8 protein-coding genes are annotated in these 13,152 nt (G+C 68.7%); all 8 read right to left on the minus strand.

Annotated elements, in window-relative coordinates; all coding sequences use genetic code 11:
• Nucleotides 1-173 precede the first annotated feature (173 nt).
• The 8 genes from ACQ614_RS15325 to nusG all read right to left on the minus strand — a co-directional run bounded on the left by ACQ614_RS15325 (nt 174) and on the right by nusG (nt 13,113).
• Complete coding sequence (locus ACQ614_RS15325) at nt 174-4,079, minus strand: DNA-directed RNA polymerase subunit beta' (protein ID WP_431679121.1); 3,906 nt, start codon at nt 4,077-4,079, stop codon at nt 174-176.
• Nucleotides 4,080-4,181: 102 nt separating this feature from the next.
• Complete coding sequence (gene rpoB, locus ACQ614_RS15330) at nt 4,182-7,658, minus strand: DNA-directed RNA polymerase subunit beta (RefSeq protein WP_363493246.1); 3,477 nt, start codon at nt 7,656-7,658, stop codon at nt 4,182-4,184.
• Between the two features lie 751 nt (nt 7,659-8,409).
• On the minus strand, nt 8,410-8,793 hold the full coding sequence (gene rplL, locus ACQ614_RS15335; protein WP_431679122.1) for a 50S ribosomal protein L7/L12: 384 nt from the start codon (nt 8,791-8,793) through the stop codon (nt 8,410-8,412).
• 87 nt (nt 8,794-8,880) lie between these two features.
• Entirely contained in the window at nt 8,881-9,435 is a 555-nt protein-coding gene (gene rplJ / locus ACQ614_RS15340) for a 50S ribosomal protein L10 (protein ID WP_431679123.1), read from the minus strand.
• Nucleotides 9,436-9,799: 364 nt separating this feature from the next.
• The gene (locus ACQ614_RS15345; RefSeq protein ID WP_431679124.1) at nt 9,800-10,627 is read right to left on the minus strand and encodes a hypothetical protein; all 828 of its coding nucleotides are present in this window, start codon (nt 10,625-10,627) and stop codon (nt 9,800-9,802) included.
• A gap of 213 nt (nt 10,628-10,840) precedes the next feature.
• Nucleotides 10,841-11,563, minus strand: coding sequence for a 50S ribosomal protein L1 (gene rplA, locus ACQ614_RS15350; RefSeq protein WP_431679125.1), 723 nt, complete (start codon nt 11,561-11,563; stop codon nt 10,841-10,843).
• 108 nt (nt 11,564-11,671) lie between these two features.
• Nucleotides 11,672-12,106, minus strand: coding sequence for a 50S ribosomal protein L11 (gene rplK, locus ACQ614_RS15355; RefSeq protein ID WP_363493238.1), 435 nt, complete (start codon nt 12,104-12,106; stop codon nt 11,672-11,674).
• A gap of 164 nt (nt 12,107-12,270) precedes the next feature.
• Nucleotides 12,271-13,113 carry a transcription termination/antitermination protein NusG gene (gene nusG, locus ACQ614_RS15360; RefSeq protein WP_431679126.1) on the minus strand — a complete coding sequence of 281 codons (843 nt, stop codon included), beginning with the start codon at nt 13,111-13,113 and terminating at the stop codon, nt 12,271-12,273.
• Nucleotides 13,114-13,152 lie beyond the last annotated feature (39 nt).

Raw genomic sequence — 13,152 nt, forward strand, 5'->3', positions numbered from 1 at the left:
CGTAGCGCAGACCATCGCGCGCCATGCCCAACTCCGTTCAATTGCAGGGCAGTTCGAACGCCCGACGGAAACGGTCCGACCACTGAACCACCGGCCCCGGAACCCACAGGAAACGCCGCAGGGCGGCCACCCCGGAAGGGGTGACCGCCCTGCGGCGTTCAGGACCTGTGGACTCAGCCGGTGTACGGGCCGTAGTCGTAGTCGTCCAGCGGGACCGCCTGGCCGGAGCCGGCGCCGAAGGGCGACAGGTCGTAGTCGTCGTAGCCGACGGCCGAGTACATGGCGGCCTTGGCCTCCTCGGTCGGCTCGACCCGGATGTTGCGGTAGCGGGGCAGACCCGTACCGGCCGGGATGAGCTTACCGAGGATGACGTTCTCCTTGAGGCCCAGCAGCGGGTCCGACTTGGCGTGGATCGCCGCGTCGGTGAGCACCCGGGTCGTCTCCTGGAAGGAGGCGGCCGACAGCCAGGACTCGGTGGCCAGCGAGGCCTTGGTGATACCCATGAGCTGCGGACGGCCGGAGGCGGGGTGGCCGCCCTCGGACACCACGCGGCGGTTCTCCTGCTCGAAGCGGCCGCGCTCGACGAGCTCGCCCGGGAGCAGCTCGGCGTCGCCCGACTCGATGATCGTCACGCGGCGGAGCATCTGCCGGATGATGATCTCGATGTGCTTGTCGTGGATCGACACACCCTGCGAGTTGTAGACCTTCTGGACCTCGGCGACCAGGTGGACCTGGACGGCACGCTGGCCCATGATGCGCAGGACGTCGTGCGGGTTGGTGGCACCGACGGTCAGCTTCTGGCCGACCTCGACCGCCTCGCCCTCGCTCACCAGGAGCTTGACGCGCTTGGAGACCGGGTAGGCGATCTCGTCGCTGCCGTCGTCCGGGGTGACGACGATCTTGCGGGTCTTCTCGGTGTCCTCGATGCGGACACGGCCCTGCGCCTCCGAGATCGGGGCCACACCCTTGGGGGTACGGGCCTCGAAGAGCTCGACGACACGCGGCAGACCCTGGGTGATGTCGTCACCGGCCACACCACCGGTGTGGAAGGTACGCATGGTCAGCTGGGTACCGGGCTCACCGATGGACTGGGCGGCGATGATGCCGACCGCCTCACCGATGTCGACCAGCTTGCCGGTGGCCAGCGAACGGCCGTAGCACATGGCGCAGGTGCCGACCGCCGACTCACAGGTGAGGATCGAGCGGGTCTTGACCTCGCCGATGCCGTGCCGGATCAGCTCGTCGATCAGCACGTCACCGAGGTCGGTGTTGGCGGTGGCAAGGAGCTTGCCGTCCACCGTGATGTCCTCGGCGAGCATGCGGGCGTAGACGCTGGTCTCGACGTCGTCGGCCTTGCGCAGCACGCCGTCGGCGCCCACGGAGCCGATCGACAGCTTGAGGCCGCGCTCGGTGCCGCAGTCCTCCTCGCGAATGATGACGTCCTGGGAGACGTCGACCAGACGACGGGTGAGGTAACCGGAGTCGGCGGTACGCAGGGCGGTGTCGGCGAGACCCTTACGGGCACCGTGGGTGGAGATGAAGTACTCCAGCACGGACAGGCCCTCGCGGAAGGACGCCTTGATGGGACGCGGGATCGTCTCGTTCTTGGCGTTCGACACCAGACCGCGCATACCGGCGATCTGACGCATCTGCATCATGTTTCCACGAGCACCCGAGTCGACCATCATGAAGATGGGGTTGGTCTTCGGGAAGTTCGCGGCCATGGCCTCGGCGACCTCGTTGGTCGCGCGGGTCCAGATGCCGACCAGCTCGCTCTTGCGCTCGTCGTTGGTGATCAGACCGCGCTCGTACTGCTTCTGGACCTTCTCCGCCTGCGCCTCGTAGCCCTCGAGGATCTGGGGCTTGCTCGGCGGGACGATGACGTCCGAGATCGAGACGGTGACACCGGAACGGGTCGACCAGTGGAAGCCGGACGCCTTCAGGTTGTCAAGCGTCGCGGCGACGACGACCTTCGGGTAGCGCTCGGCCAGGTCGTTGACGATGGCCGACAGCTGCTTCTTGCCGACCTCGTAGTCGACGAACGGGTAGTCCTCGGGCAGCAGCTCGTTGAAGAGCGCGCGGCCCAGGGTGGTGGTGATCCGGAAGGGCTCGCCCTCGGTCCAGGCGGCCGGCTGGCCGTCCGTCCACTCCGGGTCCACCTGGGGCGTCCAGCCGCGCGGCGGAACCGTGCCGGCGGGCAGGCGCAGGTCGATCTGGGCCTGGACGTCCAGCTCGCGGGCGTCGAAGGCCATGATCGCCTCGGCGGTCGACGAGAAGGAGCGGCCGGCGCCCTTCACGTTGTCGCGGTCCGAGGTGAGGAAGAACAGACCCAGCACCATGTCCTGGGTCGGCATGGTCACCGGCCGGCCGTCGGCCGGCTTGAGGATGTTGTTCGAGGACAGCATCAGGATGCGGGCCTCGGCCTGCGCCTCCGCGGAGAGCGGCAGGTGGACGGCCATCTGGTCACCGTCGAAGTCCGCGTTGAACGCGGTGCAGACGAGCGGGTGGATCTGGATGGCCTTGCCCTCGACCAGCTGCGGCTCGAAGGCCTGGATGCCGAGGCGGTGCAGGGTGGGTGCACGGTTCAGCAGGACCGGGTGCTCGGCGATGACCTCTTCGAGGACGTCCCACACGACCGGGCGGGCGCGCTCGACCATGCGCTTGGCCGACTTGATGTTCTGCGCGTGGTTCAGGTCGACCAGGCGCTTCATCACGAACGGCTTGAAGAGCTCCAGCGCCATGGCCTTGGGCAGACCGCACTGGTGCAGCTTGAGCTGCGGGCCGACGACGATGACCGAACGGGCCGAGTAGTCGACGCGCTTGCCGAGCAGGTTCTGGCGGAAACGACCCTGCTTGCCCTTGAGCATGTCGGACAGCGACTTCAGCGGACGGTTGCCGGGGCCCGTGACCGGGCGGCCGCGGCGGCCGTTGTCGAAGAGCGCGTCGACGGCCTCCTGGAGCATGCGCTTCTCGTTGTTCACGATGATCTCGGGGGCACCGAGGTCGAGGAGGCGCTTCAGGCGGTTGTTGCGGTTGATGACGCGGCGGTACAGGTCGTTCAGGTCGGAGGTCGCGAAGCGGCCACCGTCCAGCTGCACCATCGGACGCAGGTCCGGCGGGATGACCGGCACGCAGTCCAGCACCATGCCCTGCGGCTTGTTGGTGGTCTGCAGGAACGCGGAGACGACCTTGAGGCGCTTGAGCGCGCGGGTCTTCTTCTGGCCCTTGCCGGTGCGGATGATCTCGCGCAGGCGCTCGGACTCCTCCGCCAGGTCGAAGGTCTCCAGGCGGTCCTTGAGGGCCGCGGCACCCATCGAGCCGGAGAAGTACGTGCCGAAGCGGTCGCGCAGCTCGCGGTAGAGCAGCTCGTCGCCCTCGAGGTCCTGGACCTTGAGGTTCTTGAAGCGGGTCCACACCTCGTCGAGGCGGTCCAGCTCGCGCTGGGCGCGGTCGCGCAGCTGCTTCATCTCGCGCTCGGCGCCCTCGCGCACCTTGCGGCGGACGTCGGCCTTGGCGCCCTCGGCCTCGAGCTCGGCCAGGTCGGTCTCGGCCTTCTTGGCGCGGGCCTCGAGGTCGGCGTCGCGGCGGTTCTCGATCTGCTGGCGCTCGACCGAGACGTGCGCCTCCAGGGACGGCAGGTCGCGCTGACGGCGCTCGTCGTCGACCCAGGTGATCATGTAGGCGGCGAAGTAGATGACCTTCTCGAGGTCCTTCGGCGCCAGGTCGAGCAGGTAGCCCAGGCGGGACGGCACGCCCTTGAAGTACCAGATGTGGGTGACCGGGGCGGCCAGCTCGATGTGGCCCATCCGCTCGCGGCGCACCTTGGCGCGGGTCACCTCAACGCCGCAGCGCTCGCAGATGATGCCCTTGAAGCGGACGCGCTTGTACTTACCGCAGTAGCACTCCCAGTCCCGGGTGGGGCCGAAGATCTTCTCGCAGAAGAGGCCGTCCTTTTCGGGCTTCAGCGTGCGGTAGTTGATGGTCTCCGGCTTCTTGACCTCGCCGTGCGACCACTGGCGGATGTCGTCGGCGGTGGCCAGGCCGATGCGGAGCTCGTCGAAGAAGTTGACGTCAAGCACTGGTCGTCAAGCCCTCTTTCGTGAATCGAGAGTTTGTCTGTGGTCTGAGGGGGGCCTGGGGGCGGGCCGGCTGCTCACGCGGGGCAGCCGGCCCGGCCTCCGTCAGACCTCTTCGACGCTGCTCGGCTCGCGCCGGGACAGGTCAATGCCGAGCTCCTCGGCGGCACGGAAGACGTCCTCGTCGGAGTCCCGCATCTCGATGGACTGGCCGTCCGAGGACAGCACCTCCACGTTGAGGCAGAGGGACTGCATTTCCTTGATGAGGACCTTGAAGGACTCGGGGATGCCGGGCTCGGGGATGTTCTCGCCCTTGACGATGGCCTCGTAGACCTTCACGCGGCCGAGGACGTCGTCGGACTTGATGGTGAGCAGCTCCTGCAGGGCGTACGCAGCTCCGTACGCCTCCAGGGCCCACACCTCCATCTCACCGAAGCGCTGGCCACCGAACTGCGCCTTACCACCGAGCGGCTGCTGGGTGATCATCGAGTACGGACCGGTCGAGCGGGCGTGCAGCTTGTCGTCGACCAGGTGGTGCAGCTTCAGGATGTACATGTAGCCGACCGAGATCGGCATCGGGAACGGCTCGCCGGAGCGGCCGTCGAACAGCCGGGCCTTGCCGGTGGAGTTCACCAGGCGCTCGCCGTCGCGGGTGAGCGTGGTGTTGTCCAGAAGGCCGGTGATCTCGTCCTCGCGGGCACCGTCGAAGACCGGGGTGGCGAGGTTGGTGCCACCGACGACCTGGTCGGCGCCGATCTCCTGCAGGCGCTGGGCCCACTCGTCGGCGAGGCCGGAGACGTCCCAGCCCTGCTGGGCGAGCCAGCCGAGGTGGATCTCCAGGACCTGTCCCGGGTTCATTCGGGACGGGACACCCAGCGGGTTGAGGATGATGTCGACCGGGGTGCCGTCCTCGAGGAACGGCATGTCCTCGACCGGGAGGATCTTGGAGATGACACCCTTGTTGCCGTGGCGGCCGGCGAGCTTGTCACCGTTGGTGATCTTGCGCTTCTGGGCCACGTAGACGCGGACCAGCTGGTTCACGCCAGGAGGAAGCTCGTCGCCCTCCTCGCGGTCGAAGACGCGGACGCCGATGACCTTGCCGGACTCGCCGTGCGGCACCTTCAGCGAGGTGTCGCGGACCTCGCGCGCCTTCTCACCGAAGATCGCGCGGAGCAGGCGCTCCTCCGGGGTCAGCTCGGTCTCGCCCTTCGGGGTGACCTTGCCGACCAGGATGTCGCCGGTGACGACGTCGGCGCCGATGCGGATGATGCCGCGCTCGTCGAGGTCGGCGAGGACCTCCTCGGAGACGTTCGGGATGTCCCGGGTGATCTCCTCGGGGCCGAGCTTGGTGTCACGGGCGTCGACCTCGTGCTCCTCGATGTGGATCGAGGAGAGGACGTCGTCCTGCACGAGGCGCTGCGACAGGATGATCGCGTCCTCGTAGTTGTGGCCCTCCCACGACATGAACGCCACGAGGAGGTTCTTGCCGAGCGCCATCTCGCCCTGGTCGGTGCACGGGCCGTCGGCCAGCACCTGGCCGGCCTCGACGCGGGCACCCTCGTCCACGAGCACCTTCTGGTTGAAGGAGGTGCCCTGGTTCGAGCGGGTGAACTTGGCGGCGCGGTACGTGGTGTACGTGCCGTCGTCGTTGGCCACGGTGACGTAGTCGGCCGAGACCTCCTGCACCACACCGGCCTTCTCGGCGGTGATGACGTCGGCGGCGTCGACCGCGCAGCGGTACTCCATGCCGGTGCCGACCAGCGGGGCCTCGCTCTTCAGCAGCGGCACCGCCTGGCGCATCATGTTCGAGCCCATGAGCGCGCGGTTGGCGTCGTCGTGCTCGAGGAAGGGGATCATGGCGGTCGCGACCGACACCATCTGGCGCGGCGAGACGTCCATGTAGTCGATCTCGGTGCCCGGGATGTAGTCGATCTCGCCGCCGCGGCGGCGGACCAGGACGCGGGGCTCCGCGAAGTGCAGGTCGTTCGTCAGCGGGGCGTTGGCCTGCGCGATGACGTAACGGTCCTCCTCGTCGGCGGTGAGGTAGTCCACCTGCTCGGTGACCACACCGTCGACGACCTTGCGGTACGGCGTCTCGATGAAGCCGAACGCGTTGACCCGGCCGTACGAGGCGAGCGAGCCGATCAGACCGATGTTCGGGCCTTCCGGCGTCTCGATCGGACACATGCGGCCGTAGTGCGAGGGGTGCACGTCACGGACCTCGAAGCCGGCCCGCTCACGGGACAGACCACCGGGGCCGAGCGCGGACAGACGGCGCTTGTGGGTCAGGCCCGACAGCGGGTTCGTCTGGTCCATGAACTGCGACAGCTGGCTGGTGCCGAAGAACTCCTTGATGGAGGCGACGACCGGCCGGATGTTGATCAGGGTCTGCGGCGTGATCGCCTCGACGTCCTGGGTGGTCATGCGCTCGCGCACGACGCGCTCCATGCGGGCGAGACCCGTACGGACCTGGTTCTGGATGAGCTCGCCGACGTTGCGCAGGCGCCGGTTGCCGAAGTGGTCGATGTCGTCGACCTCGATGACGATGTCGCGGCCCTCGTCGTCGCGCCACTCGGTCTCGCCGGCGTGCAGCTTCACCAGGTACTTGATGGTGTTGATGATGTCCGGCTCGGTGAGCACGCCGGAGTCCAGGGACTCGCCGTTGCCCAGCTTGCGGTTCACCTTGTAGCGGCCGACCTTCGCGAGGTCGTAGCGCTTCGGGTTGAAGTAGAGGTTCTCCAGCAGCGTCTGGGCGGCCTCACGCGTCGGCGGCTCGCCCGGGCGCAGCTTGCGGTAGATGTCGAGGAGTGCGTCGTCCTGGCCCTGGGTGTGGTCCTTCTCCAGGGTGGCGCGCATCGACTCGTACTCGCCGAACTCCTCGAGGATCATCTCGTTGGTCCAGCCGAGGGCCTTCAGCAGCACGGTGACCGACTGCTTGCGCTTGCGGTCGATGCGGACACCGACCATGTCGCGCTTGTCGATCTCCATCTCCAGCCAGGCACCGCGGGAGGGGATGACCTTGGCGGAGTAGATGTCCTTGTCGGACACCTTGTCCAGGGAGGAGTCGAAGTAGACGCCGGGGGAACGGACCAGCTGCGACACGACGACACGCTCGGTGCCGTTGATCACGAACGTGCCCTTGTGGGTCATGAGCGGGAAGTCGCCCATGAAGACCGTCTGGGACTTGATCTCACCGGTCTCGTTGTTGGTGAATTCGGCCGTGACGAAGAGCGGGGCCGCGTAGGTGAAGTCGCGGTCCTTGCACTCGTCAATGGAGTTCTTCGGCGGCTCGAAACGGTGGTCGCGGAAGGTCAGCGACATCGACCCGGAGAAGTCCTCGATCGGCGAGATCTCCTCGAAGATCTCCTCCAGACCGGACTTGGTGGGGACGTCCTGACCACTCTCCAGTGCCGCCTCGACCCGGGCCTTCCAGGCCGCGTTGCCGAGCAGCCAGTCGAAGCTCTCGGTCTGCAGGGCCAGGAGGTTCGGGACCTCGAGGGGCTCCTTGATCTTCGCGAAGGAGACGCGGAGCGGGGCGGTGGATGCGGCGGAATTGTTCGAGGCGTTGCGCGGCGCGGCCAAGAGGGGGGTCCTTCCGAGGGCTCGGAGCTCACTACGCGCGTACCGGCCGGGCCATGACGGAGGCCAGTCCCACCCTCGGGAACCTTCACCGCCCGAAGGAATGAATCCCCAGGTCAGAGCCGGTCTACGAGAGCGGTGCCAGACCCCTTCAGGGCAGCGCAGACTCCGGGCGACGAGTCACGGAGCAGCTAACAGGCAGCGCAAAGGGACAGTGTAGCCAAAGGCGACACTGCTGACAAGCCCTGATTCGGAGACCGAATCGGACACTCCCTCCGGTCGCATCCCGTGCGCCTCCGGCTCCCGCCGGGGAGCCGTGCCGCAGGGGGTGCCCTGCCCTCGTACAACCGACGGCCCGGGAACCCCGGGCCACCGCACCTCTACTCGGAGTCACTTCCCGCTGGGACCACCGAATATGCATCCGGGGCCGCTCCAACCGGGGCGGACGGGCCGAGCGCGGCGCGCGCCTCGAGAATCGCGCGCCTGCTGCCGTTCGTCAAGGCCCCCACCGGAGTGCGGACCTCGCACGTCCCATCGCAGGCGGCCCCGGGAACGTTACAGAACCCGTGGTGGGAGCCACCCGTGATGACATCGATCACCTTACCGGCCGCCGCCGACAGTGGCCGAGTGCACAGCCCGGTGGGGCCCTGGCGGGCCCCTGCGGGCCGGGCGTCCGGGTACGGAAAAAGGCCGGGCCGGCCACCCCTGAAGGGTGGCCGGCCCGGCCTCCTGCCCCCTCGAGGGGGGCGGGAAGTCACTTGACGGTGACCTTGGCGCCCGCGCCCTCGAGCTGGGCCTTGGCCTTCTCGGCGGTCTCCTTGTTGACCTTCTCGAGAACCTTGGCACCGGCGGTGTCGACGAGGTCCTTGGCCTCCTTCAGGCCGAGGGAGGTCAGGGCGCGCACCTCCTTGATGACCTGGATCTTCTTGTCGCCCGCGCCGTCGAGGATGACGTCGAACTCGTCCTGCTCCTCGGCGACCTCGGCCGGGGCGCCCGGGGCGGCAACGCCCGCGACGGCGACCGGGGCGGCAGCGGTGACGTCGAACTTGTCCTCGAACGCCTTCACGAACTCGGAGAGCTCGATGAGGGTCATCTCCTCGAACTGCGCGAGCAGCTCGTCCTGGGTCAGCTTCGCCATGATTGGCGTCCTTCCACTAAATCGGCAGGTGGTGCCGGATGTACGGATTGGCGGGCGTACTACGGGCCCGCTAGAGGGCGGGAGTGATTACTCCGCGTCCTCGGCGGGAGCCGGCGTACCGGCACCGCCCTGCTCGACCTTGTCGCGCAGCGCGTCCACGGTGCGGACGAGCTTCGACGGCAGGGCCTGGAAGACCGCGGCAGCCTGGGAGGGCTTGGCCTTCAGGGCACCCGCGAGCTTGGCGAGCAGCACCTCGCGGGACTCGAGGTCCGCGAGCTTCTTGATCTCATCGGCGGACAGCGCCTTGCCGTCAAGGACACCGCCCTTGATGATGAGAGCGGGGTTCTCCTTGGCGAAGTCACGCAGAGCCTTCGCCGACTCCACCGGGTCACCGGTGACGAAGGCGACAGCCGTCGGACCAGAGAACAGGTCGTCCAGCTCGGAGATCCCGGCCTCGTTGGCCGCAATCTTGGTCAGCGTGTTCTTCACCACGGCGTACTCGGCGTTCTCACCCAGCGAGCGACGCAGGGTCTTGACCTGCTTCACCGTGAGACCGCGGTACTCGGTCAGCAGCGCCGCGGAGGAGCCACGGAACTTGTCCGTGATCTCGGCGACGGCAGCAGCCTTGTCGGGCCTTGCCATAGGCGTACGCCTCCTTCCGTGATGTCGAAGTCGGGCCGACCTTGGAGCAGTCGACCATTCAACGCCTCGACACACCGGCTGGAAGGAAGCCCCACGCAGAAACGATGAGAGCCCCAGTGCGCAGGCGCACGGGGCTCGAACGACCTCTACGACCGTCGCAACGAATCACGACGGGCGGAAGTCAAAGCTCCAAACACTCCTGCGCGGGCCGTCCGCGACGAATCGCAGATCCTTCGGCTGCCCGGCCTCCTTGCGGACGCAGGACAACAACCAGCGGTCTTCGGCAGGCACCACCGTACTCGACACCCGGCACTTCGACCAAATCCGGGCAGGAACCCTTGGAACGGCAGGCGGGCGGCGGCCGCTACAGCGGCGGAAGGCTCCGGCCGCCGGCGTCCGCCGTGTCCGCCTCGGCCGGGGCCTGCACCGAGAGCGGGCCGCCGAACTCGTCGAACCGCAGGGTGTCGTCCACCCGGCCCGCCGCGCCCGAGCCCGCACGGTGCAGCTGGACGAGCTGGTCGCGGTCGTTCAGCCAGAGGTCGAGGGTGATCACGCCGCCGTCGCCGAGCGCGGCACGCAGGGCCTGCCGCCGCGCCGGGGCGAGCTGGGCCTGGGCGTCGGCGTAGTCGGCGACCGTGGTGGTCACCCGGTAGTGCTCGACCGTGGTGCCGTCGATCTCCTCCTCGCCGACCTGCTCCGGCGAGGAGGCGGCGACCGCCGCGGTCAGCGCCACCACCGGGTTGAGCCGGTCGACGGTGTCGGCGTACGGCACCGGGCGCTGGCCGTCCGCGCCCGGCACGCCGGCGAACTTCTCCCAGTGCCGGCCGCCGAGCCGGTTCGCGGTGGCGGCGTCGCCGCCCCGGTAGGCGGTGGTGTCCAGCACGATCAGCTGCTCGGTGGTGCCCGGGCGCTTGAGCTGCAGCACCGTCTTGGGCGCCCAGAACAGCAACCCGGCGACGGTGTCCTGGCCGAGGTTGCCGCTGAAGTGGGCCCGGCGGGCCGAGTGCATCGCCAGCTGCGCGGCGAGCAGCACGCCGTGCGGGGAGCGGTCGGTCGGGGTGGCGAGCGCGGTCGGGTCCGCGGAGGCGCTCGGCGAGGACGCGGGCGGGCTCCCGGCACCGCTCCCGCAGGCGGTCAGCAGCACGGCCAGCGCCGCGGCCGCCGCCGCCCGGCACACCGTCCCTGCCGCCATGCCCGCCTCCCGCTGCCGTCTCCCGCTGACCCCTCACCCTGTCATGCCCGGGCCCCGGCCGTGGCGGGCACCCCCGGCCGGGCGGCCGCGCAGGGCCGCGGGCGTGGCCGGGAACGGCCGACGGGCCCGCACCCCCGGTGAAGGGGGTGCGGGCCCGTCGGTTGCGGACTGCGCGATGCGCCCAGGACGCGGCTACGGTCGGAGCACGGTGGCTCAGACGGAGGCCGGGTCCTCCTCGACGAGGAGGTTGCGGGTGCGGTTCGGGTCCACCTGGACGCCCGGGCCCATGGTGGTCGAGAACGCGATCTTCTTGATGTAGCGGCCCTTGGCGGCGGCCGGCTTGGCCCGGAGGACCTCCTCGAGCGCGGCGCTGTAGTTCTCGACCAGCTGCTCGTCGGTGAAGGAGGCCTTACCGATGATCAGGTGCAGGTTCGAGTGCTTGTCGACGCGGAACTCGATCTTGCCGCCCTTGATGTCGTTGACGGCCTTGGCGACATCCGGGGTGACGGTGCCGGTCTTCGGGTTCGGCATCAGACCACGGGGACCGAGCACGCGGCCGAGGCGGCCGACCTTGCCCATGAGGTCCGGGGTGGCGACGACGGCGTCGAAGTCCAGGCGACCCTTGGCAACCTCGTCGATCAGCTCGTCGGAGCCGACGATGTCGGCGCCGGCAGCACGCGCGGCCTCGGCACGGTCACCGGTCGCGAAGACCAGGACCCGAGCGGTCTTACCCGTGCCGTGCGGGAGGATGACGGTGCTGCGGACCATCTGGTCGGCCTTGCGCGGGTCGACACCCAGGCGCATGGCAACCTCGACGGTCGCGTCGAACTTGGTGGTGGAGGTCTCCCGGGCGAGGCGGAGAGCCTCGAGCGGGGCGTAGATGCGGCTGCGGTCGACCTTGGCGTCCGCGGCCTGGAGGGCCTTGCTGCGCTTCACTGCTTCTCCTGAAAGATGAGCCCCTCCTGCACGTTGGCGGGCAAGGAGGGAGGAGTTCGTGGTGGGAGCGGGCCGCGCTCGGCCCTACCACGGGGACGACTGGGCTGATCAGCCCTCGACGGTGATGCCCATCGACCGGGCGGTGCCGGCGATGATCTTCGCCGCGGCGTCCAGGTCGTTGGCGTTCAGGTCGGGGAGCTTCACGGTGGCGATCTCGCGGACCTGGGCGCCGGTGAGCTTGGCGACCTTGGTCTTGTGCGGCTCGCTGGAGCCCTTGTCGATGCCGGCGGCCTTCAGGATGAGGCGCGCGGCCGGCGGCGTCTTCGTGATGAAGGTGAAGGTGCGGTCCTCGTAGACCGTGATCTCCACCGGCACGATCATGCCGCGCTGCGACTCGGTCGCAGCGTTGTAGGCCTTGCAGAACTCCATGATGTTGACGCCGTGCTGACCCAGCGCGGGGCCGACCGGCGGGGCCGGGTTGGCCGCACCGGCGTTGATCTGGAGCTTGATAAGCCCCGTGACCTTCTTCTTCTTGGGAGGCATGTCTCTCCGGGTCCTTCCGAGAGGTGATTGCTGGTGCGTGCATCGGCCGGGGCGACACCCGGCCGCCAACACGCACATCGGACCAGGCTAACCGCTGATGCGGTCCTGGACCAAAACGGCTCCGGGGCGGGGCCTGCGCCCCGCCCCGAAGCCGAAGACCGGTGTCAGTTCTTCTGGATCTGGTCGAACGACAGCTCGACCGGGGTCTCGCGGCCGAAGATCTCGACCAGACCCTTGACCTTCTTCGAGTCGGGGTTGATCTCGTTGATGGTCGCCTGCAGGGTGGCGAACGGACCGTCGGTGACGGTGACCGAGTCGCCGACCTCGAAGTCGAGCACCTGGACCTCGACCGGGCGGACCGGCGAGGCCTTGCCGGCCTCCTTGGCCGCGGCGCGCTCGACGTCCGGCGCGAGCATCTTGACGACCTCGTCCAGCGTCAGCGGGTACGGGTCGTAGGCGTTGCCGACGAAGCCGGTGACGCCGGGGGTGTTGCGGACGACGCCCCAGGACTCGGCGTCCAGCTCCATGCGGACCAGGACGTAGCCGGGGAGCTTGTTCTGACGGATGGTCTTGCGGTCGCCGTTCTTGATCTGGACGACCTCTTCCTGCGGCACGGCCGACTCGAAGATGCGGTCCTCGACGTTCAGCGAGACGGAGCGCTGCTCCAGGTTCTGCTTCACGCGGTTCTCGTACCCGGCGTAGGTGTGGATGACGTACCACTCGCCCGGCGCGATGCGGAGCTTCTCGCGGAACTCGGCGACCGGGTCGCTCTCCTCCGCCTCGGCGGTGAACGCCTCCTCGGCGACGGCCTCGGTGTCGGAGACCTCGTGCAGCGCGGCGGCCTCGGCCGGCACGCCCGCCTCCGCCTCGTCCGCAGCCTCGACCTCGTCCTCGTCGGCGTCCGCGGCGTCGAGGATCTGCTCCGCAGCCTCGGCGTCGGCGGCCTCGGCCGCGACATCCGCGTCGCGGACGGTCTCGTCGGCGTCGTACAGGGGGGACTCAGACACGGGCGCTGCTTCTTTCCTGGGATGTGTAACGGATACCTC

It is taken from the genome of Kitasatospora dryopteridis (assembly GCF_050749075.1).
In the GTDB taxonomy this organism is placed as follows: Bacteria; Actinomycetota; Actinomycetes; order Streptomycetales; family Streptomycetaceae; genus Kitasatospora.

Coding starts and splice junctions, on each gene's coding strand:
- rplJ (WP_431679123.1), bottom strand. CDS start 9,435: ATGGCAAGGCCCGACAAGGCTGCTGCCGTCGCCGAGATCACGGACAAG.
- rplK (WP_363493238.1), bottom strand. CDS start 12,106: ATGCCTCCCAAGAAGAAGAAGGTCACGGGGCTTATCAAGCTCCAGATC.
- ACQ614_RS15345 (WP_431679124.1), bottom strand. CDS start 10,627: ATGGCGGCAGGGACGGTGTGCCGGGCGGCGGCGGCCGCGGCGCTGGCC.
- rplL (WP_431679122.1), bottom strand. CDS start 8,793: ATGGCGAAGCTGACCCAGGACGAGCTGCTCGCGCAGTTCGAGGAGATG.